The sequence below is a fragment of the Streptomyces sp. GB4-14 genome, assembly GCF_022696125.1.
Taxonomy (GTDB): domain Bacteria; phylum Actinomycetota; class Actinomycetes; order Streptomycetales; family Streptomycetaceae; genus Streptomyces; species Streptomyces werraensis.
Genome location: NZ_RZHO01000002.1, coordinates 4,074,204 through 4,093,005 on the forward strand (window position 1 = coordinate 4,074,204; position 18,802 = coordinate 4,093,005).

Sequence of the window (18,802 nt, forward strand, 5' to 3'; positions counted from 1 at the left end):
CCTGGCGGGTCACCGCCGATCCGTGTTTAGGTGCCTCCTGTGGCTCTCTTATTGACACCTGCTGACACGGGGGTATGACCGCATGGCCGCAGGAGGCTTCTGCAAGCTGCCGAACGGCACGGTGGTGGTGGCGCTGAACCTGCCCAGCCCCGCCGCCGACACACCGGCCGGGGTACGCGTGCTGGTCCACGCGCAGAACCGGGCGCGCGCCCTGACCAGGCTGCGCAACCTGGGCCTGCGCGCCGTCTATCTGCGCGGCAACACCGCTCCGCCCACGCCCGACGAGATCACGGCGGTCCTGCACCATCCCGACGGCCTGATATGGCGCACGGCCTCCGCCGGGGGAGTGCTCCCGGTGGAGCTGTGGCACCCGATCCGGGCGCTGATCAACCGCCCGGCCGCCCCCGCCTGATCCGGCTCACCGCACGACCGGCTTGCCGGACAGCTCCACGCCTGCCTCCCGCATCTCCTCCAGCGCCCGCTCGGTGGTCTCCCGGGACACGCCCGCGGTGAGATCGAGCAGCACCTGGGTGCGGAAGCCCTCCCGCACCGCGTCCAGCGCGGTGGCCCGTACGCAGTGGTCGGTGGCGATGCCCACGACGTCCACCTCGTCGACCCCCCGCTCCCGCAGCCACTCGGCGAGCGGTGTGCCGTTCTCGTCGGCGCCCTCGAAGCCGCTGTAGGCCGCCGCGTGCGCCCCCTTGTCGAAGACGGCGTCGACCGCCCCGGAGGTCACGGCGGGCGAGAAGTTCGGGTGGAAGCCGACGCCCTCGGTGCCGGCGACGCAGTGGGCGGGCCAGGACCGCTGGAAGTCGGGGTGGTCGGAGAAGTGGTCGCCGGGGTCCACGTGGTGGTCCCGGGTGGCGACCACGTGCCGGTACCCGGCCGGGGCCTGGCCGATCAGCTCGGTCACGGCGGCGGCCACGTCGGCGCCGCCGGCGACGGCGAGGCTGCCCCCCTCGCAGAAGTCGTTCTGCACGTCTACGACGATCAGTGCGCGGCGCATGGTCGGTGTCCTTCGGCTCTGGGCGGACGGATGGATTCGGCGGGGCCGGGCGGGCGTGCCTCGGGCCCCGGGACGGAGCGACGCGGACGGGGACTCACGCCTTGGCTTGCCTTTAGCTACCCGACGGCACGTGCACGTACTCCGTCGGAAGGACGGGTTCCCCGCGGGAGAGCTGCGTCGCGGACAGCGGGAGACCGGCGCGGGCGGCGGCGTGCCGGTCGCGGACCACGTCCAGCGGCTCGCGGGCGATCACCTCGCCGCCCCGCACCAGCGGAACCAGCAGCTGCCGGTCGGCCAGCTCGGGCGGGACCTCGCCGGTGCCGATCACCTCGGCCTCGGCGACGCCGTCCGCGTCCCGCCGCCGGGCGGCCCACTTGCGGCCGCCGACCGACGTCTTGCCGCCGGTGGACTTCTTCGCCACCGGCACCAGCGGCGCCCCGGGGTCGGCGGACTCGGCGCGCGCGACCAGCTTGTAGACCATGGAGGCGGTCGGGTGCCCGGAGCCGGTCACCAGCTGCGTGCCCACCCCGTACGCGTCCACCGGCGCCGCGGCCAGCGAGGCGATGGCGTACTCGTCCAGGTCCGAGGTCACGACGATCTTCGTGTCGCGGGCGCCCAGCTCGTCGAGCTGCTGCCGCACCCGGTGGGCCACCAGCAGCAGGTCGCCGGAGTCGATGCGCACCGCGCCCAGCTCGGGCCCGGCGACCTCGACGGCCGCGCGGACCGCCTCGGCCACGTCGTAGGTGTCCACCAGCAGCGTGGTGCCGGCGCCGAGGGAGTCCACCTGGGCGCGGAAGGCGTCCCGCTCGGTGTCGTGCAGCAGGGTGAAGGCGTGGGCGGAGGTGCCGACGGTGGGGATGTTGTAGCGGAAGCCGGCCGCCAGGTCGGAGGTGGAGGAGAAGCCGCCGATGTAGGCGGCGCGGGAGGCGGCGACGGCGGCCAGCTCATGGGTGCGCCGGGCGCCCATCTCGATCAGCGGCCGGCCGCCGGCGGCGGACGACATCCGGGAGGCCGCGGCGGCGATGGCCGAGTCGTGGTTGAGGATCGACAGGATCACCGTCTCCAGCAGCACGCACTCGGCGAAGCTGCCCTCCACCCGCATGACGGGCGAGCCGGGGAAGTAGACCTCGCCCTCCGGGTAGCCCCAGATGTCGCCGGAGAAGCGGTAGCCGGCCAGCCAGTCCGAGGTCTCCTCGTCGACGACGGCCTTCTCGCGCAGGAAGCGCAGCACGCCCTCGTCGAAGCGGAAGTTCTCCACCGCGTCCAGCACCCGTCCGGTGCCCGCCACGACGCCGTAGCGGCGGCCGTGCGGCAGCCGCCGGGTGAAGATCTCGAACACGCTGTGCCGCTCGGCCGTGCCGGCCTTCAGCGCCGCCTGCAGCATCGTCAGTTCGTACTGGTCGGTGAAGAGCGCCGTCGACGGAACATTCACCGGCAACCCAAGGTCCGCTGTGTCCATGGCGAGGATGGTACCCCCATTTCGTCACTCTGACGATTTAACTCCGCGGGCGGTCGTGAGCGGGCCGGTTTGTGCGACCACCCCCCTCCGGTGGCAGCATGGGCAGTGTGACGTCACCCGCACCCCTGGAGATCGAACGCACCGAGTCGGCGGAGGAGGTCTTCGCCGTACCCGAGCCCGACGTCCCGTGGGTCACGATCGTCCACAACGACCCGGTCAACCTCATGAGCTACGTGACCTATGTCTTCCAGACGTACTTCGGCTACTCCAAGGACAAGGCCACCAAGCTCATGCTCGACGTCCACCACAAGGGCCGGGCCGTCGTCTCCAGCGGCACCCGCGAGGAGATGGAGCGCGACGTCCAGGCCATGCACGGCTACGGCCTGTGGGCGACCCTCCAGCACGACCGGAAGTGAAGCCGGACATGACCGCACCGGACGTGGCCCGACCCCGCCCGCAGGACCGGAAGCAGCGAACCGCCCCTATGCCAGGACACTTCGAACCGCTCCCCGGCGGCGGCGCGGCCGTCGCCCTCGACGACGTCGAGATCTCCATCATCCGCTCGCTCGCCGTGCAGCTGATGGAGATCATCGGCCCCGGCCCGGCCGAGGAGTCCGGCGGCGACCCGCTCGCGGAGCTCTTCGCCGACGGCCCCAGCGAGCCGCCCTCCGACCCGGTGCTGCGCCGTCTCTTCCCCGACGCCTACGTCGACCCGGAGGGGACCGAGCGGCCCGAGGAGGCCGAGGAGCAGCGGGCCCACTCCGCCGAGTTCCGCCGCTACACGGAGAACGACCTGCGGGCCGGCAAGCGGGAGAACGCGCTGGCGGTGATCCGCTCCCTGGACGGGCTGAGGGCGGCGGCCGGCGAGGGCGAGACGGTGCTCGAGCTGACGCCGGAGGAGTCCCTGCGCTGGCTCGGCGCGCTGAACGATCTGCGCCTGGCGATCGGCGCCCGGCTGGAGATCACCGACGAGGACGACAGCGACCTGCTGTTCCGCCTTCCGGACGAGGACCCGCGCAAGCCGATGGTGATGGCGTACCTCTGGCTGGGCGGTCTTCAGGAGACGCTCGTCTCGACGCTCATGCCGTGAGTCCGCCGGGCGCGCCGTCCGCCCCCGGGCGGCATGCCGGACATGCGGCCTGAATGTCCGGAAAAGTCCGCCGACGTGTTCGCTCAGAGGACGCTCAAATCCGGATAACGATCGCGTCAAATGACCGCCACCTATGGGCCCTTCAGGTGCCTTTTGTCCGCTTCTTCCTGTGAGGCGCGCCACAGCGCCCCCCTGTGATCAGTATGGCGGCCGTGATAGACCTTCACGACCGCCCGGCGAACGCCACCCGAACGTTCGGCCGGGTGCGCCACCGAGCCGGTCACCGCCGGCCAGGCACGAGCGGGCCCGCGCGTCCGCTCAGCTCCATCAGTCCGGGGGGATCGAGACCCGATCCGCGGCCGAGAGACGGCCCGGGTCGGCATGGAGAAAGGCGCACGACACATGACCTCTGCGAAGGTCACCGAAGCCCCTGAAGAGGGGTACGAGCGCGGACTCGGCAGCCGCCAGGTCCAGATGATCGCGATCGGCGGCGCCATCGGCGTCGGCCTCTTCATGGGCGCCGGGGCGAACATCGCCAAGGCCGGCCCCAGCATCATCCTCATGTACGCCCTCGCGGGCGTGGTCATCTTCTTCATCATGCGGGCCCTGGGAGAGCTCCTCCTCTACCGTCCCGTCTCCGGCTCCTTCGCCGAGTACGCCCGCGAGTTCCTCGGCCCGTTCTTCGGCTTCGTCACCGGCTGGACGTACTGGCTGATGTGGGTGGTCACGGGCATGGCCGAGCTGACGGCCGCCGCCATCTACATCCACTTCTGGTTCCCCGAGATCCCGCAGTGGGTCAGCGCCCTGGTCTTCCTCGTCGTGCTGTTCGGCGTGAACCTGATCTCCGTCAAGATCTTCGGCGAGGTCGAGTTCTGGTTCTCGATGATCAAGGTCACCGCCATCATCGGCATGATCGTCATCGGACTCGGCGTGCTCACCCTCGGCTTCTCCGACGCCGGTGACACCGCCACCGTCTCCAACCTCTGGTCGCACGACGGCTTCTTCCCCAACGGCATCGGCTCCAGCCTGATGACCCTCCAGGGCGTCATGTTCGCCTACCTCGCCGTCGAGCTCGTCGGCGTCACCGCGGGCGAGTCCGAGAACCCCGAGAAGACGCTGCCCAAGGCCATCAACACCCTGCCCTGGCGCATCATCGTCTTCTACGTCGGCGCCCTGCTGGTGATCCTCTCCGTCGTCAAGTGGACCGAGTTCTCCGCAGGCGAGAGCCCCTTCGTGCACGCCTTCGGCAAGATCGGCATCCCGCTCGCCGCGGGCATCGTCAACTTCGTCGTGCTCACCGCGGCCCTGTCGTCCTGCAACTCGGGCATGTACTCCACCGGCCGGATGCTGCGCGACCTGGCCTCCAACAGCGAGGCGCCGCAGGCCTTCGGCAAGCTCAACGCCCGCAAGACGCCCGCCGTCGGCATCACGGTCTCCGTCGCCCTCATGGGCATCGGCGTGGTCCTGAACTACGTCGTCCCGGAGAAGGCGTTCCTCTACGTCACCTCCGTCGCCACCGCGGCCGGCATCTGGACCTGGATGATGATCCTCGTCAGCCACATCCGCTACCGCCGCGCCGTCGACGCCGGCCGGCTGCGCGCCTCGTCCTTCCCCGCCCCCGGCGGCGCCCTGTTCAGCTGGGTCGCCCTGGTCTTCCTGATCGGCGTCACCGGCATGATCGCGGCGGACGCGGACGCCCGTGTCTGTCTCTACGTCGCGGCCGGCTGGGCTGTCGCCCTGGGCATCGGCTGGACCGTGCTCAAGAAGGGCAACCCGGCGATCGCGGACCGCGACGAGGACCGGTTCGAGAAGGTCGGCTGACCACCCCGAAGGACGCCGGCGCACGGGGAGCACTCGTGGGGTTCCCCGCCGCCATCCGCTCAAGGCGTCCGGCATCCGGGCCGTTCCGTACCACCCCTCGGTACGGAACGGCCCGTCTGCTTATCCTGAGCCCATGCTGACCATCACCCAGGCCCTCTACGACCAGATCGTCGCGCACGCCCGCGAGGACCACCCCGACGAGGCGTGCGGCGTGGTGGCGGGCCCGGTGGGCTCCGGCCGCCCCGAGCGTTTCATCCCCATGCTGAACGCGGCCCGCTCGCCCACGTTCTACGAGTTCGACTCCCAGGACCTGCTGAAGCTGTACCGGGAGATGGACGACCGCGACGAGGAGCCGGTGGTCATCTACCACTCGCACACCGCGACCGAGGCCTACCCCTCGCGCACCGACATCACCTACGCCAACGAGCCCGGCGCCCACTACGTGCTGGTCTCCACCGCCGACACCGACGGCGCCGGCGACTTCCAGTTCCGCTCCTTCCGCATCGTGGAGGGCGAGGTCACCGAGGAGGAGGTACGGGTCGTCGACGCGTACTGATCCCGCATGGCGGATGGTTCACGTCCGGGATGTGGGATCACCCTCCGGGATCCCGCCGGGGAATCGATACGATGAGTGCATGGTTCTCCTCGACGTGGGCGACAAGGCGCCGGGCATGCTGCTCGTGGCGCGGCTCCACGTCGACCTGTGCAGGCTGAACAGCGCCATCTGTTGACGTTCCGCCGCCGCCTGCGGCCGTGAGCCGCGGCGCCGCCGTGCGCCTACGACGAACCCACGACACCTTCCGACAGGAGCCCTCAGCCATGGCCATCGAGGTCCGCATCCCCACCATCCTCCGCCAGTACACCGACGGTCAGAAGGCGGTGGAGGGCAACGGGGACACCCTCGCCGAGCTCTTCGCCGACCTCGAGACCCGGCATTCGGGCATCCAGGCCCGCATCGTGGACGGCGACCAGCTGCGCCGGTTCGTCAACGTCTACCTCAACGACGAGGACGTCCGCTTCCTCGACGGCATCAACACCAAGCTGAGCGACGGCGACAACGTGACGATCCTGCCGGCCGTCGCCGGCGGCATGGCCTGATCCGCATGCGGTACGACTCCCCGCTGGCCGCGGTGGGCAACACCCCCCTGGTGCGCCTGCCGCGGCTGTCGCCGTCCGCCGACGTCCGCATCTGGGCCAAGCTGGAGGACCGCAACCCCACGGGTTCCGTCAAGGACCGCCCCGCGCTGTTCATGATCGAGCAGGCGGAGAAGGACGGCCGTCTCACCCCGGGCTGCACGATCCTCGAGCCGACGTCCGGCAACACCGGCATCTCCCTCGCCATGGCCGCGAAGCTCAAGGGCTACCGCATGGTGTGCGTGATGCCCGAGAACACCTCGCAGGAGCGGCGCGACCTGCTCGGCATGTGGGGCGCGGAGATCATCTCCTCGCCGGCCGCGGGCGGCTCCAACACCGCCGTGCGCGTCGCCAAGGAGCTGTCCGCCGAGCACCCGGACTGGGTGATGCTCTACCAGTACGGCAACCCGGACAACGCGGGCGCCCACTACGCGACCACCGGCCCGGAGATCCTCGCGGACCTCCCGTCCGTCACGCACTTCGTCGCCGGCCTCGGCACCACGGGCACCCTGATGGGCGTCGGCCGCTACCTGCGCGAGCACAAGCCCGACGTGAGGATCGTCGCCGCCGAGCCGCGCTACGACGACCTGGTCTACGGCCTGCGCAACCTCGACGAGGGCTTCGTGCCGGAGCTGTACGACGCGTCCGTCCTCACCACCCGCTTCTCCGTCGGCTCCGCCGACGCGGTCACCCGCACCCGCGAACTCCTCCAGCAGGAGGGCATCTTCGCGGGCGTCTCCACCGGCGCCGCCCTGCACGCGGCGATCGGCGTCGCGAACAAGGCACTCAAGGCCGGCGAGTCCGCCGACGTCGTCTTCGTCGTCGCCGACGGCGGCTGGAAGTACCTGTCGACGGGTGTCTACACGGCGCCGACGACGGAAGAAGCCATCGAGACCCTGCAGGGGCAGCTCTGGGCGTAGTCCGTCACGCGTGACGTGCCGGGGCCGGGGACACACTCCCCGGCCCTTCCGCTGTCCGGGGCGGACTCACTCCGTCTCCCCCTCCTTTCCCCGGCGACGGTCTCTGCGGGGACGGTGGCCTCTGCCCCAGCCGTCGACGAGGGCGGTGACCAGGGCGAGCAGGACCACCGCGGCGAGTGCGAGCCACCAGGCCGTGTTCATGACCAGACCGTACCGGCGCGGACCGAGGACGCGCGCCCCCTCCCGCCCCGGCACGCGCCCCTTCCAGCCGAACCGGTGACAGCACAGGTGAGTTCGCCCACAACGGCGCCTGGTGGAGGAGCGACCGCAGGTTTTGCGCCTTACGCTCGACGAACCGCACGACCCCCGTCTTCTCCCACCCGCCAGCGGAGGTTTCTGCTTCATGAAGCTCACCGTCGTCGGCTGCTCGGGGTCGTTCCCGTCCGCGGAATCGGCCTGCTCGAGCTACCTCGTCGAGGCCGACGGCTTCCGGCTGCTCCTCGACATGGGCAACGGCGCCCTGGGCGAGCTGCAGCGCCACTGCGGTCTCTACGACCTCGACGCGATCTTCCTCAGCCATCTGCACGCCGACCACTGCATCGACATGTGCGCCTACTTCGTGGCGCGTTACTACCGGCACGACGGCGGCCGCTGCGCCCCGCTGCCGGTCTACGGTCCCGAGGGCACCGAGCACCGGCTGACGACGGCCTACGCCGACACCCCCTCGGCCTCCTCCATGAGCGAGGTCTTCGACTTCCACACGGTCAAGCCGTCCACCTTCGAGATCGGCCCGTTCCTCGTGCACACCGAGCGCGTCGCGCACCCGGTCGAGGCGTACGGCATCCGCATCGAGCACGGCGGGAAGACGCTGACCTACTCCGGCGACACGGGGGCGACCCCGCTCCTCGACGACCTCGCCCGGGACGCCGACCTCTTCCTGTGCGAGGCCGCCTTCACGCACGGCAAGGAGAGCATCCCGGACCTGCACCTCAACGGCCGTGAGGCGGGCGAGTCCGCGGCCCGCGCCGGGGCCCGCCGGCTGATCCTCACGCACATCCCGCCGTGGACCGACCCGCAGGTCAACCTCACCGACGCGCGCGCGGTGTACGACGGCCCGGTGGGGCTGGCGGCGCCGGGGGCGACGTACGAGATCTGAGCGCGGCAGCCCCGCGCACGCCGAAGGCCCCGGAACCGAGCCGGTTCCGGGGCCTTCGGCGTCGTACGAGGAGGCGTCACGCCTTGGTGGTGTCCTCCAGCTCCTCCTCGGGCTCACGTCCCGGGGTGGGCAGGTCGAACTTGGTGATGGCGAAGCGGAAGAGCACGTAGTAGATCACCGCGAACACCAGGCCGATCGGGATGATCAGCCAGGGCTTGGTCGCCAGGTTCCAGTTCAGGGCGTAGTCGATGAAGCCCGCCGAGAAGGTGAAGCCGGCGTGCACACCGAGCGCCCAGGTGATCGCCATGGACAGCGCGGTCAGCACCGCGTGGATCACGTACAGCGCCGGGGCGATGAACATGAACGCGAACTCGATCGGCTCGGTCACACCGGTCACGAACGAGGTCAGCGCGAGCGAGAGCATCATGCCCAGCACGGCCTTGCGGCGCTCGGGCCGGGCGGCGTGCGCGATGGCGAGCGCGGCGGCCGGCAGACCGAACATCATGATCGGGAAGAAGCCCGACATGAACTGGCCGGCGTCCGGGTCACCGGCGAAGAAGCGGTTCAGGTCGCCGTGGACGACCTCGCCCGCCGCGTTGGTGAAGTCACCGATCTGGAACCAGGAGACGGTGTTCACGAACTGGTGCATGCCGATGGGGATCAGCGCGCGGTTGATCAGACCGAACAGACCCGCGCCCGCGGCGCCCAGACCGGTGATCCACTCGCCGGCGTCGGAGATGAGGTTGCCGATCGGCTCCCAGACCAGGCCGAAGAAGACGCCCACGAGGGTGCCGACGAAGGCCATGATGATCGGGACGAGGCGGCGGCCGTTGAAGAAGCCGAGCCAGTCGACCAGCCTCTTGCGGTGGTACCGCTGCCACAGCACCGCGGCCAGCAGACCCATCAGGATGCCGCCGAGGACACCCGGGTTGTTGTACGTCGCGGCTATGTCCGCGCCGTCCTGCACCTTGGCCTCGGTGACCGGGAAGGCCTTCAGGACGTTGCTGTAGACCAGGAAGCCGACGAGCGCGGCGAGGGCGGTCGAGCCGTCGGCCTTCTTGGCGAAGCCGATGGCAACGCCGATGCAGAACAGCATCGGCAGGTTGTCGAAGATGGCGCCACCCGCGGTGGCGAAGACGGCCGCGACCTTGTCCCAGCCAAGGCCGTCCGCGCCGAACACGTCCGGCTGGCCGAGGCGCAGCAGAATGCCCGCCGCCGGCAGGACGGCGATCGGGAGCTGAAGGCTGCGGCCGACCTTCTGCAGGCCCTGGAAGAGGCCGGATCCCCGCTTCTTTGCGGGGGCCGCCGAGTCGGTGGCGGTGCTCATACTTCCTCCATCGGTGGTGGTCTACACCACTAGTGGTGTAGACCTGTTGTAGCACGATGAAGGCCACGTAAGGAACCCGCGAATCAGCGACCGTGGAACTACGCACGGTGCCTTTGCGGAAGCGCCGGCCAGACCCCTTCACGGGCACACCGAAAAGCCCCCGGAACTCGAGGTCCCGAGGGCTGGGACAGCCGCCTCCAGCCTAGGAGATCAGCGCCGCGTCGCGTCCTCCACCTCCTCCTCCGGCTCCCGCCCCGGAGTCTTCAGGTCGAACTTCGTGATCGCGAAACGGAACACCGCGTAGTACACCGCCGCGAACACCAGCCCGATGGGGATGATCAGCCACGGTTTCGTCGCCAGGTTCCAGTTGATGACGTAGTCGATCAGACCCGCCGAGAAACTGAACCCGTCGTGCACACCAAGGCCCCACGTGACCGCCATCGACACACCCGTCAGCACCGCGTGCACCGCGTACAGCAGCGGCGCCACGAACAGGAACGAGTACTCGATCGGCTCCGTGATCCCCGTGACGAACGACGTCAGCGCCACCGACAGCATCAGTCCGCCGATCTCCTTGCGCCGGTCCGGCCGCGCGCAGTGCGTGATCGCCAGCGCCGCCGCCGGCAGCGCGAACATCATGATCGGGAAGAACCCCGACAGGAACTGCCCCGCATCCGGGTCGCCCGCCAGGAACATGTTGATGTCACCGTGCACCACCGTCCCGTCCGGCTTCGTGTACGTACCGAACTGGAACCAGATGGGCACGTTCAGGAACTGGTGCAGCCCGATCACCAGCAACGCCCGGTTCGCGACCCCGAACACGCCCGCACCCCACGCGCCGAGCCCCGTCATCCAGTCGCTGAAACTCTCCAGTGCGTCACCGATCGGCGGCCACACCCACAGGCACAGCGACGCGAACACGATCGCCGCGAACGCCATGATGATCGGCACCAGCCGCCGCCCGTTGAAGAAGCCCAGCCAGTCCACCAGCTTCGTCCGGTGGAACCGTTGCCACAGATACGCCGCCGTCAGACCGATGACGATGCCGCCGAACACCCCCGGATTCTGGTAGTCGAACGCCGTCACCGTCCCGTCCGCCAGCTGACAGCCGACGTTCGGTACCGCCTCGGAACCCTCCGGACAGTCCTTCGGGAACTGCCGCAGCACATTGAAGTAGACGAGGAACCCCGCCACCGCCGCCAGCGCCGTCGACCCGTCCGCCTTCTTCGCCATCCCGATGGCCACACCCACACAGAACAGCAGCGGCAGCCCCAGCGAACCGTCCAGCAGGGCCCCGCCCGCCCCCGCCATCACCTTCGAGACGTTCGTCCACCCCAGCCCGTCGTCCCCGAACACGTCCGGCTGCCCCAGCCGGTTGAGGATGCCCGCCGCCGGCAGCACCGCGATCGGCAGCTGCAGACTCCGCCCCATCTTCTGCAGACCCTGGAACAACCGGTGCCAGCGCTCCCGCAGCGGGCTCACCCCCGCGCCGGCACCCGCGGGGCTCTCGGTACTCATCAAGTCCCCTTCGCTGGACGACCCTGAGGGTTTGGCGGCAGTCCACCCGGTGGTGTAGACCAGTGAGGCAGGACGGTTCCGCTGTCGTGACGCCCATCATCGAGCGCCCACGACATGACCGCTCGCAAAGATGGGCCAACTGTGGGTTACTGCGACAAAGCGGTTCGGATCAGGGAGAACGAACATGGCCACCAAGGCTGAGAAGATCGTTGCCGGGCTCGGCGGCATCGACAACATCGAAGAGGTCGAGGGCTGCATCACCCGCCTCCGCACCGAGGTCGTGGACCCGTCCAAGGTCGACGACGCCGCCCTCAAGGCCGCCGGCGCCCACGGCGTCGTCAAGATGGGCAGCGCCATCCAGGTCGTCATCGGCACCGACGCCGACCCCATCGCCGCCGAGATCGAAGACATGATGTGAACGACCGCACCACCTGACGCGCGCGCCGCGGCCCCACCGGCCGCCACCGCACCCGGGCCCTTCCCCCAGCACGGGGAAGGGCCCCGCCGTGTCTACGGCTAGGCTCGACGCCATGTCTCGCATCGACGGCCGCACCCCCGAACAGCTCCGCCCCGTCACCATCGACCGCGGCTGGAGCAAACACGCCGAAGGCTCCGTCCTCGTCTCCTTCGGCGACACCAAGGTCCTCTGCACCGCCTCCGTCACCGAAGGCGTCCCCCGCTGGCGCAAGGGCAGCGGCGAGGGCTGGGTCACCGCCGAATACGCCATGCTCCCCCGCGCCACCAACACCCGCGGCGACCGCGAATCCGTCCGCGGCCGCATCGGCGGCCGCACCCACGAGATCAGCCGCCTCATCGGCCGCTCCCTGCGCGCCGTCATCGACTACAAGGCCCTCGGCGAGAACACCGTCGTCCTCGACTGCGACGTCCTCCAGGCCGACGGCGGCACCCGCACCGCCGCCATCACCGGCGCCTACGTCGCCCTCGCCGACGCCATCGGCTGGGCCCAGGCCAGGAAACTCGTCAAGCCCGGCCGCAAACCCCTCACCGGCACCGTCGCCGCCGTCTCCGTCGGCATCGTCGCCGGCGTGCCCCTCCTCGACCTCTGCTACGAGGAGGACGTCCGCGCCGACACCGACATGAACGTCGTCTGCACCGGCGACGGCCGCTTCGTCGAGGTCCAGGGCACCGCCGAGGCCGAACCCTTCGCCCGCGACGAGCTCAACGCCCTCCTCGACCTCGCCGTCACCGGATGCACCCAACTCGCCGCCGCACAGCGCACCGCACTCGATACCCTCCTCGAAAGGTAAAGGGCACCCCAAGACCCGTGGTCGGCGCGAGCAACCGCGCCGACCGCCGCCGCGTCTGAAGGGTTACGGGCGCACGGGCACCCCCCGCGCGCCCCGCCGACACACCGGGCCCCACCGGCCCGACGAAGGAGGGAACGATCCATGGCATCGAGCCGCCGACGCCGCACCGCAGCCGTCGCCGCCACCCTGGCGGCCGTCGCGCTGACCGCCGGACTCACCACCGGCTGCGACGCCGTCGACAAGGCCCTGGACTGCGTCCAGACCGCCGACGCCATCGCCGACAGCGTCACCGACATGCAGCAGGCCGTGGAGAACGCGGGCAACGACGTCACCCAGCTCGAGGAATCCCTCGACTCCATCGACAAGAACCTCACCGAGATCGGCGACAAGACCGACAACGCCGACGTCTCCAAGGCCGTCGACGACCTCGACAAGGCCGTCGACAACGTCCGCACCTCCGTCAGGAACGGCGACACGACCCCCGACATCGGCCCCGTCACCGACGCCGCCGGCGAACTCACCAAGGTCTGCACCCCGTAACGACAGGCCGCGTCACGGCCCAGGGATACTGGGCCCATGACCCGCCTGATCCTCGCCACCCGCAACGCCGGAAAGATCACCGAGCTCCGCTCGATCCTCGCCGACGCGGGCCTGCCGCACGAACTCGTCGGCGCCGACGCCTACCCCGCCGTCCCCGACGTCAAGGAGACCGGCGTCACCTTCGCCGAGAACGCCCTCCTCAAGGCCCACGCCCTCGCCCGGGCCACCGGCCTGCCCGCCGTCGCCGACGACTCCGGCCTCTGCGTCGACGTGCTCGGCGGCGCCCCCGGCATCTTCTCCGCCCGCTGGTCCGGCCGCCACGGCGACGACAAGGCCAACCTCGACCTCCTCCTCGCCCAGCTCTCCGACATCGCCGACGAACACCGCGGGGCGTACTTCGCGTGCGCGGCGGCCCTCGCGTTGCCGGACGGCACGGAGCGGGTCGTCGAGGGCCGCCTCAACGGCACCCTCCGCCACACCCCCGCCGGCACCAACGGCTTCGGCTACGACCCGATCCTCCAGCCCGAGGGCGAGACACGCACGTGCGCGGAGCTGACCCCGGAGGAGAAGAACGCGATCAGCCACCGGGGGAAGGCGTTCCGGGGGCTGGTACCGGTGGTGCGGGAGCTGCTGGGCTGAAGACACGGAAGAGGCTCGACACCATCGCGGTGGCGAGCCTCTGCTCCCTGTGGGCCCGGTGGGACTCGAACCCACGACACACCGGACCTAAACCGGCGCCCTCTTGCCAGCTGGGGTACGGGCCCGCAGCGGTGCTTACTCTACTGGGCGTCGCCCCGGGTTCGTCGGCCTCCTCGGCACCACGTGGCGGTGATCGCGTGGCAGTTGGGACGATCCGGATATCGGACGGTCACGTACGGAAAGCGGAACGGCCTGCACCGGCGCACCGGTGCAGGCCGTTGCGAAAAGGGCGGCCGGGTCAGATGCCCAAGTCCTTGATGATCTTGGCGACGTGGCCCGTCGCGCGGACGTTGTAGAGGGCGTGTTCGACCTTGCCCTCCTCGTCGACGACGATCGTGGAGCGGATGACGCCCATGTACGTCTTGCCGTAGTTCTTCTTCTCGCCGTACGCGCCGTAGGCGTCCAGGACCTTCTTGTCCGGGTCGGCGAGCAGGGTGACCTTCAGGTTCTCCTTCTCGCGGAACTTGGCGAGCTTCTCCGGGGCGTCCGGGGAGATGCCGATCACGTCGTACCCCGCCTCGGCCAGCACGTCGAGGTTGTCGGTGAAGTCGCACGCCTGCTTGGTGCAGCCGGGCGTCAGCGCCGCCGGGTAGAAGTAGACGATGACCTTGCGGCCCTTGTGGTCGGCCAGCGACACCTCGTTGCCGTCGGCGTCGGGCAGGGTGAAGGCGGGGGCCTCGTCCCCGGGCGTCAGGCGTGCGCTCATCGGTCTCGTCTCCTCTTACGTGCACTGCGTGGATCGGGTGCCGGGATCGAGGGTAACCGGGGGTCCTGACAGTGCGGCGCGGCCTGAAGCTGACAGACTGTCCGGCACAGGCAACACAGCGGATCGTGGAGGCGACACGGTGGCGGACACGGCGGACACCAGGACCCCGGCGCAGATCGAGGCGGACATCGCGCGTCGCCGTGCGGTGCTGGCGGAGACCCTGGACGAGATCGGGGTGCGGGTGCACCCGAAGACGATCGTGGGGGACGCGAAGGCAAGGGTCGTGTCGAACGTGGACCACACGCTGGGGCGCGCCTATGTGGGCGTCAACCGTGTGGTGAGCGATGTGAAGGCGCAGTTCGTGGACGAGACGGGGTCGCCGCGGCTGGAGCGGGTGGTCCCGGTGGGGCTGCTGGTGGTGGGAGTCGTGGGGCTGCTGGCCCTGGGTACCCGTAAGCGGCGCCGCTGAGGTGAGGGTCCGACGGTCCCCCTCCCGAGTGCGCCCGTTGTCGAGGCAGGTAGGTTTCAGGCTGTGAGCGCCAACAGAAACGACAGTTCCCAGCACGACAAGCTGCCGATCCGGATGCTGCACGACCGTGTGCTCGTGCGGCAGGAGACCGGTGAGGGTGAGCGGCGTTCGGGGGGCGGCATTCTGATTCCCGCGACGGCGGCGGTGGGCCGTCGGCTGGCCTGGGCCGAGGTGGTCGCGGTGGGTCAGAACGTGCGGACGGTGGAGCCCGGTGACCGGGTGTTGTTCGACCCGGAGGACCGTGCGGAGGTCGAGGTGCGCGGGACGGCGTACGTGCTGATGCGGGAACGTGATCTGCACGCCGTGGCCGCGGACCGTTTCGAGGGGTCGGAGGACTCGACCGGGCTGTACCTGTAGTTCCCGTTGTTCGGAGGGCCGGTGACGGGTGTCACCGGCCCTTTTCGTGTGGTCGGCTACGGTGGGAGGTCCTGTGCGGTCCCGCCGCGCGGGCCCCGACGAGACGCGCCGTACCGGGGTGAAGGCAAAGACGACGCACCCCCGTTTCGCTGTCGTGTCCCGGAGGTGCCGTCATGGCCTGGGTTCTGCTGGTGGTCGCCGGTCTGCTGGAGGTCGGCTGGTCGGTCGGCATGAAGTACACGGACGGTTTCACCCGTCTGTGGCCGAGCGTGCTGACGGGCGCCGGCATCGTGACGAGCATGCTGCTGCTGTCGTACGCGGCGCGGACGCTGCCGATCGGGACGGCGTACGGCGTGTGGGTGGGGATCGGCGCGGCCGGGGCGGCGGTGCTGGGCATGGCGGTGCTGGGGGAGCCGGTGACCGCCGCCCGGATCTTCTTCATCTGTCTGCTGCTGGTGGCCGTGGTGGGGCTGAAGGCGACCTCGGGTCACTAGGGGCGACTAGTTCCAGCGGCGTCCGTCGAGGGCGCCGCTGAGTCCGCCGGGGCCGGGGAGTTCGTCGCGGTTGGAGCCGTCGTCGGTGCTGCCGCCGCCGGTGGTGTCCCCGGCGCCGCCCGTGCCGGTGCCGCCGCCGTCGCCGGTGCCGCCGGTGGGGGAGCCGGTGGTGGTGCCGCCGGTGGAGTCCTGCTCTTCGCTCTCCGTGCCGTCGTCGTCGCTGCTGCTCCCGCTGTCCTCGGGAGCGCCGCTGTCGGTGTCCTCGTCGTCGGGGGCGGCGGAGGCGGAGGAGGGGTCGCCGGAGGAGGACGGTCCGCCGCTGGAGTCGGGGGCGGGGGGCTGGCTCTCGTCGGCGCCGGGCTGGAGCCGCAGGCTGAAGGAGCTGACGGGTTCGCCGTCGAGGGCGTCGCGGGTGTACTGGCCCCAGATCTCGGCGGGGGCGCCGCCGCCGTTGACGCGGGGCAGGCCCATGGCGCCGTAGAGGGACTTGTGGCCGGCGGTGACGGGGTCCTGGCCCATGACGGCGACGACGGTGGCGAGCTCGGGGGTGTAGCCGGCGAACCAGGCGGCGGTGTCCTCCTCGGCGGTGCCTGTCTTGCCGGCGGCGGGGCGTCCGGAGGTCTGTGCGGCGGTGGCGGTGCCCTTCTCGACGACGCCCTTGAGGACGGACGTGGTGGTGTCGGCGGCCTCGCGGCTGACGGCCTGCCGGGTGCGCCGGTCGGGGAGGGCGACGTCGCGGCCGTTGTGGGTGACCTTCTCGACGAGGGTGTACGGGGTGTGCTTGCCGTGGTTGGCGAGGGTCGCGTACGCCTGCGCCATGTCGAGGACGCTGGCGTTGGCGACGCCGAGGGCGATGGAGGGTCCGGCGCCGTCGAGGTCGGGGGTGTCGGGGGAGAGTCCGAGGTCGACGGCGGTCTGGCGGACCTTGTCGGGGCCGACGTCGACGGCCATCTGGGCGTAGACGGCGTTGACGGACTTGTCGGTGGCCTCGGCGACGGTGATGTCGCCGTAGTCCTCGTGGTCCTCGTTCTCGGGCGCGTAGCGGGGGCCGGCCCAGCCCTGGACGGGGCGTTCGCTGGTGCCGTCGTAGCGGGTGCCCGGGGTGATGCGGCGGCCGTCCTGGGTGCGGGAGCCGTTCTCGACGGCGGCGGTGAAGACGAACGGCTTGAAGGAGGAGCCGACCTGGAAGTCCCGGCGGGTGGCGTTGGGGGTGTACTGCTTGACGTAGTCGATGCCGTTGTACATCGCCACGACCTTGCCGGTCTTGGGTTCGACGGAGGCGCCGCCGGCGCGGACGTAGGTGTCGACCTTGCGGTTCTCCTGGTCGAGGCGGTCCATGAGGTTGTCGTTGACGGACTCGACGAAGGCGTCCTGCTTGCTCTTCTGCAGGGTGGTGGTGATGCGGTAGCCGCCGGTGTCGAGGGAGGCCTCGTCGACGATCTTGTTGTCGGTGAGGTGCTGCTTGACGACGTTGACGATGTAGCCGCGCTGCCCGGACATGCCGGTGGAGTGGGTGGTCCGCTTGGGCACGGGGAAGGTGAGGCGGGCGCGTTCGGCCGGGTCGAGCCAGCCTTCGTCGACCATGCCGTCGAGGACGTAGTTCCAGCGCTTCTCGACGAAGGCCCGGTTCTCGGGGTGGGCGATCACGTCGTACTGGCTGGGGGCGTTGACGAGGGCGGCGAGGTAGGCGGCGCGTCCGGCGTCGAGTTCGGAGGCGTCCATGTCGTAGTAGGCGTGGGCGGCGGCCTGGATGCCGTAGGCGCCGCGGCCGAAGAAGCTGGTGTTGAGGTAGCCCTCGAGGATCTCGTCCTTGGACTGGTTGCGGTCCAGCTTGATGGCGATGAAGAACTCCTTCACCTTGCGGGTGACGGTCTGCTCCTGGCGCAGGTAGTAGTTCTTCACGTACTGCTGGGTGATGGTGGAGCCGGACTGCTTGCCCTTGCCGGTGACGGTGTTCCACGCGCCGCGGACCATGGCCTGGGGGTCGACGGCGGACTCGGTGTAGAAGTCGCGGTCCTCGGCGGCGAGGACGGCGTGCTGGGCGTCCTCGGAGATCTGGGAGAGCGTGACGTTCTCCCGGTTGACCTCGCCGTCGCGGGCGATGACGGAGCCGTCGGCATAGAGGTAGACGTTGGCCTGCTGGGTGGCGAGGGCGTTGGCGGCGGGGATCTGGACGAGGGCGTAGCCGAGGAGGAAGCCGCCGACGACGAGCAGTGCGGTGACGAGGAACGCGCCGAGGGTCATGCGCCAGGTGGGGACGAGGCGACGCCAGCCGGTGCGGCGGGCCTTGAGGGCGGCGCGGCGTTTCTCCCGGGCGGCCTTCTTCGCGGAGGCGCCGGTTCTCGCGGGAGCGGGGCCGGTCCCGCTGTCCCCGTCGGATTCATCCGTTCGTGGGAGGGCGGCTTCGTCCGTCCGTGGGTCGTCCGGTGCGCCGCCGGCGTCGTGGGCCTCGCCGCCGTTCCTCCCCCGCGGGGCGTCGGCCGCCTGAGGCTCGTGCGATGCCCACCCCGGGCGGGGCTTCTTCGGCTGCGGCTCGTCGCTCATGTCGTGCACGGACTCCTGATTCGCCTTGTTCGTTCCCGTACGCCTCATGCGTAGGCGTACGCGTCGTGTGTGCGCGTACGCCTGGTGCGTGCCTCTTATTGAAGACTGTCGCATCCGTCGCCGCCTTCGCCGGGCGGCGACGCGCCTCGCGCGCCCTGCGGCTTCCCGCCCGTACGGCCGCGCCGGGTGTTCACCTGACCGGAGGACGGGCCGGAAAACCCGTGGCGGCTCATC

At 70.3% G+C, this 18,802-nt stretch carries 23 protein-coding genes, 1 tRNA gene and 1 riboswitch; of the genes, 16 read left to right on the plus strand and 8 right to left on the minus strand.

Annotated features, from left to right (window positions below; all coding sequences use genetic code 11):
• The first annotated feature begins 82 nt into the window (after positions 1-82).
• Positions 83-412, plus strand: coding sequence for a hypothetical protein (locus ELQ39_RS19915; protein WP_190000841.1), 330 nt, complete (start codon positions 83-85; stop codon positions 410-412).
• A 6-nt stretch (positions 413-418) separates the two neighbouring features.
• On the opposite strand, the gene ELQ39_RS19920 is transcribed toward ELQ39_RS19915, so the two are convergent.
• Together ELQ39_RS19920 and ELQ39_RS19925 are read right to left on the minus strand one after the other, a co-directional pair.
• Complete coding sequence (locus ELQ39_RS19920) at positions 419-1,006, minus strand: nicotinamidase (protein ID WP_190000840.1); 588 nt, start codon at positions 1,004-1,006, stop codon at positions 419-421.
• A gap of 112 nt (positions 1,007-1,118) precedes the next feature.
• Positions 1,119-2,465 carry a nicotinate phosphoribosyltransferase gene (locus ELQ39_RS19925; protein WP_190000839.1) on the minus strand — a complete coding sequence of 449 codons (1,347 nt, stop codon included), beginning with the start codon at positions 2,463-2,465 and terminating at the stop codon, positions 1,119-1,121.
• Between the two features lie 98 nt (positions 2,466-2,563).
• On the opposite strand from ELQ39_RS19925, the gene clpS reads away from it, so the two are divergent.
• The 7 genes from clpS (at position 2,564) to ELQ39_RS19955 (ending at position 7,430) form a co-directional block, all read left to right on the plus strand.
• Positions 2,564-2,881, plus strand: a complete 318-nt coding sequence (clpS, locus tag ELQ39_RS19930) for an ATP-dependent Clp protease adapter ClpS (RefSeq protein WP_006131673.1) — start codon at positions 2,564-2,566, stop codon at positions 2,879-2,881.
• A 68-nt stretch (positions 2,882-2,949) separates the two neighbouring features.
• Positions 2,950-3,555 carry a DUF2017 domain-containing protein gene (locus ELQ39_RS19935; RefSeq protein ID WP_225627924.1) on the plus strand — a complete coding sequence of 202 codons (606 nt, stop codon included), beginning with the start codon at positions 2,950-2,952 and terminating at the stop codon, positions 3,553-3,555.
• Between the two features lie 402 nt (positions 3,556-3,957).
• Positions 3,958-5,376, plus strand: coding sequence for an amino acid permease (locus ELQ39_RS19940; protein WP_190000837.1), 1,419 nt, complete (start codon positions 3,958-3,960; stop codon positions 5,374-5,376).
• Between the two features lie 133 nt (positions 5,377-5,509).
• On the plus strand, positions 5,510-5,932 hold the full coding sequence (locus ELQ39_RS19945; RefSeq protein ID WP_189897822.1) for a Mov34/MPN/PAD-1 family protein: 423 nt from the start codon (positions 5,510-5,512) through the stop codon (positions 5,930-5,932).
• 79 nt (positions 5,933-6,011) lie between these two features.
• Complete coding sequence (locus ELQ39_RS32570; protein WP_337663017.1) at positions 6,012-6,107, plus strand: putative leader peptide; 96 nt, start codon at positions 6,012-6,014, stop codon at positions 6,105-6,107.
• 88 nt (positions 6,108-6,195) lie between these two features.
• Positions 6,196-6,474: a MoaD/ThiS family protein gene (locus tag ELQ39_RS19950; RefSeq protein ID WP_019525083.1), complete on the plus strand. Its 279-nt coding sequence runs from the start codon at positions 6,196-6,198 to the stop codon at positions 6,472-6,474.
• 5 nt (positions 6,475-6,479) lie between these two features.
• Positions 6,480-7,430 (plus strand): PLP-dependent cysteine synthase family protein, encoded by a 951-nt coding sequence (locus tag ELQ39_RS19955; protein WP_190000836.1) that lies wholly within the window; start codon positions 6,480-6,482, stop codon positions 7,428-7,430.
• A gap of 66 nt (positions 7,431-7,496) precedes the next feature.
• On the opposite strand, the gene ELQ39_RS32440 is transcribed toward ELQ39_RS19955, so the two are convergent.
• Positions 7,497-7,631 (minus strand): hypothetical protein, encoded by a 135-nt coding sequence (locus ELQ39_RS32440; protein WP_267461824.1) that lies wholly within the window; start codon positions 7,629-7,631, stop codon positions 7,497-7,499.
• 202 nt (positions 7,632-7,833) lie between these two features.
• Here ELQ39_RS32440 and ELQ39_RS19960 point away from each other — a divergent pair, with 202 nt between their 5' ends.
• Positions 7,834-8,586, plus strand: a complete 753-nt coding sequence (locus tag ELQ39_RS19960; protein ID WP_190000835.1) for an MBL fold metallo-hydrolase — start codon at positions 7,834-7,836, stop codon at positions 8,584-8,586.
• Positions 8,587-8,662: 76 nt separating this feature from the next.
• Here the strand turns inward: ELQ39_RS19960 and ELQ39_RS19965 are convergent, their stop codons facing one another.
• Both ELQ39_RS19965 and ELQ39_RS19970 read right to left on the minus strand, forming a co-directional pair.
• Positions 8,663-9,913, minus strand: coding sequence for a PTS transporter subunit EIIC (locus ELQ39_RS19965; RefSeq protein WP_048460545.1), 1,251 nt, complete (start codon positions 9,911-9,913; stop codon positions 8,663-8,665).
• Positions 9,914-10,123: 210 nt separating this feature from the next.
• The gene (locus tag ELQ39_RS19970; protein ID WP_242593149.1) at positions 10,124-11,431 is read right to left on the minus strand and encodes a PTS transporter subunit EIIC; all 1,308 of its coding nucleotides are present in this window, start codon (positions 11,429-11,431) and stop codon (positions 10,124-10,126) included.
• Positions 11,432-11,615: 184 nt separating this feature from the next.
• Between ELQ39_RS19970 and ELQ39_RS19975 the strand changes: the two genes are divergently transcribed.
• From ELQ39_RS19975 to rdgB, 4 genes are all read left to right on the plus strand, one after another.
• A complete protein-coding gene (locus ELQ39_RS19975) occupies positions 11,616-11,849 on the plus strand; it encodes a glucose PTS transporter subunit EIIB (protein WP_006131663.1) in 234 nt (77 codons plus the stop codon).
• A 112-nt stretch (positions 11,850-11,961) separates the two neighbouring features.
• Complete coding sequence (rph, locus tag ELQ39_RS19980) at positions 11,962-12,699, plus strand: ribonuclease PH (RefSeq protein WP_242593151.1); 738 nt, start codon at positions 11,962-11,964, stop codon at positions 12,697-12,699.
• A 141-nt stretch (positions 12,700-12,840) separates the two neighbouring features.
• On the plus strand, positions 12,841-13,239 hold the full coding sequence (locus tag ELQ39_RS19985) for a hypothetical protein (RefSeq protein WP_225627916.1): 399 nt from the start codon (positions 12,841-12,843) through the stop codon (positions 13,237-13,239).
• Between the two features lie 36 nt (positions 13,240-13,275).
• Positions 13,276-13,878: an RdgB/HAM1 family non-canonical purine NTP pyrophosphatase gene (gene rdgB / locus ELQ39_RS19990; protein WP_242593153.1), complete on the plus strand. Its 603-nt coding sequence runs from the start codon at positions 13,276-13,278 to the stop codon at positions 13,876-13,878.
• 50 nt (positions 13,879-13,928) lie between these two features.
• Here rdgB and ELQ39_RS19995 read toward each other — a convergent pair.
• Together ELQ39_RS19995 and bcp are read right to left on the minus strand one after the other, a co-directional pair.
• A tRNA-Leu gene (locus ELQ39_RS19995) sits at positions 13,929-14,003 on the minus strand.
• Positions 14,004-14,176: 173 nt separating this feature from the next.
• Complete coding sequence (gene bcp / locus ELQ39_RS20000; protein ID WP_190000830.1) at positions 14,177-14,644, minus strand: thioredoxin-dependent thiol peroxidase; 468 nt, start codon at positions 14,642-14,644, stop codon at positions 14,177-14,179.
• A 139-nt stretch (positions 14,645-14,783) separates the two neighbouring features.
• On the opposite strand from bcp, the gene ELQ39_RS20005 reads away from it, so the two are divergent.
• From ELQ39_RS20005 to ELQ39_RS20015, 3 genes are all read left to right on the plus strand, one after another.
• Positions 14,784-15,113, plus strand: coding sequence for a DUF3618 domain-containing protein (locus ELQ39_RS20005; protein WP_048460539.1), 330 nt, complete (start codon positions 14,784-14,786; stop codon positions 15,111-15,113).
• A 63-nt stretch (positions 15,114-15,176) separates the two neighbouring features.
• Complete coding sequence (locus ELQ39_RS20010; protein WP_190000829.1) at positions 15,177-15,530, plus strand: GroES family chaperonin; 354 nt, start codon at positions 15,177-15,179, stop codon at positions 15,528-15,530.
• Between the two features lie 75 nt (positions 15,531-15,605).
• Positions 15,606-15,670, plus strand: a riboswitch (guanidine-III (ykkC-III) riboswitch).
• 33 nt (positions 15,671-15,703) lie between these two features.
• Positions 15,704-16,024 carry a DMT family transporter gene (locus tag ELQ39_RS20015; RefSeq protein ID WP_006131656.1) on the plus strand — a complete coding sequence of 107 codons (321 nt, stop codon included), beginning with the start codon at positions 15,704-15,706 and terminating at the stop codon, positions 16,022-16,024.
• A gap of 6 nt (positions 16,025-16,030) precedes the next feature.
• On the opposite strand, the gene ELQ39_RS20020 is transcribed toward ELQ39_RS20015, so the two are convergent.
• Positions 16,031-18,568, minus strand: a complete 2,538-nt coding sequence (locus ELQ39_RS20020) for a transglycosylase domain-containing protein (RefSeq protein ID WP_242593155.1) — start codon at positions 18,566-18,568, stop codon at positions 16,031-16,033.
• Positions 18,569-18,802 lie beyond the last annotated feature (234 nt).

Bases quoted from the DNA above. Each gene is read 5' to 3' on its own strand.
- ELQ39_RS19935 (WP_225627924.1), top strand. From the start codon at position 2,950: ATGCCAGGACACTTCGAACCGCTCCCCGGCGGCGGCGCGGCCGTCGCC.
- ELQ39_RS19920 (WP_190000840.1), bottom strand. From the start codon at position 1,006: ATGCGCCGCGCACTGATCGTCGTAGACGTGCAGAACGACTTCTGCGAG.
- rph (WP_242593151.1), top strand. From the start codon at position 11,962: ATGTCTCGCATCGACGGCCGCACCCCCGAACAGCTCCGCCCCGTCACC.
- ELQ39_RS19965 (WP_048460545.1), bottom strand. From the start codon at position 9,913: ATGAGCACCGCCACCGACTCGGCGGCCCCCGCAAAGAAGCGGGGATCC.
- ELQ39_RS20015 (WP_006131656.1), top strand. From the start codon at position 15,704: ATGGCCTGGGTTCTGCTGGTGGTCGCCGGTCTGCTGGAGGTCGGCTGG.
- ELQ39_RS19950 (WP_019525083.1), top strand. From the start codon at position 6,196: ATGGCCATCGAGGTCCGCATCCCCACCATCCTCCGCCAGTACACCGAC.
- ELQ39_RS19955 (WP_190000836.1), top strand. From the start codon at position 6,480: ATGCGGTACGACTCCCCGCTGGCCGCGGTGGGCAACACCCCCCTGGTG.
- ELQ39_RS19975 (WP_006131663.1), top strand. From the start codon at position 11,616: ATGGCCACCAAGGCTGAGAAGATCGTTGCCGGGCTCGGCGGCATCGAC.
- ELQ39_RS19940 (WP_190000837.1), top strand. From the start codon at position 3,958: ATGACCTCTGCGAAGGTCACCGAAGCCCCTGAAGAGGGGTACGAGCGC.
- ELQ39_RS19970 (WP_242593149.1), bottom strand. From the start codon at position 11,431: ATGAGTACCGAGAGCCCCGCGGGTGCCGGCGCGGGGGTGAGCCCGCTG.
- bcp (WP_190000830.1), bottom strand. From the start codon at position 14,644: ATGAGCGCACGCCTGACGCCCGGGGACGAGGCCCCCGCCTTCACCCTG.
- ELQ39_RS32570 (WP_337663017.1), top strand. From the start codon at position 6,012: ATGGTTCTCCTCGACGTGGGCGACAAGGCGCCGGGCATGCTGCTCGTG.
- ELQ39_RS19915 (WP_190000841.1), top strand. From the start codon at position 83: ATGGCCGCAGGAGGCTTCTGCAAGCTGCCGAACGGCACGGTGGTGGTG.
- ELQ39_RS19945 (WP_189897822.1), top strand. From the start codon at position 5,510: ATGCTGACCATCACCCAGGCCCTCTACGACCAGATCGTCGCGCACGCC.
- ELQ39_RS32440 (WP_267461824.1), bottom strand. From the start codon at position 7,631: ATGAACACGGCCTGGTGGCTCGCACTCGCCGCGGTGGTCCTGCTCGCC.
- ELQ39_RS19960 (WP_190000835.1), top strand. From the start codon at position 7,834: ATGAAGCTCACCGTCGTCGGCTGCTCGGGGTCGTTCCCGTCCGCGGAA.
- ELQ39_RS20020 (WP_242593155.1), bottom strand. From the start codon at position 18,568: ATGAGCGACGAGCCGCAGCCGAAGAAGCCCCGCCCGGGGTGGGCATCG.
- clpS (WP_006131673.1), top strand. From the start codon at position 2,564: ATGGGCAGTGTGACGTCACCCGCACCCCTGGAGATCGAACGCACCGAG.
- rdgB (WP_242593153.1), top strand. From the start codon at position 13,276: ATGACCCGCCTGATCCTCGCCACCCGCAACGCCGGAAAGATCACCGAG.
- ELQ39_RS19925 (WP_190000839.1), bottom strand. From the start codon at position 2,465: ATGGACACAGCGGACCTTGGGTTGCCGGTGAATGTTCCGTCGACGGCG.
- ELQ39_RS19985 (WP_225627916.1), top strand. From the start codon at position 12,841: ATGGCATCGAGCCGCCGACGCCGCACCGCAGCCGTCGCCGCCACCCTG.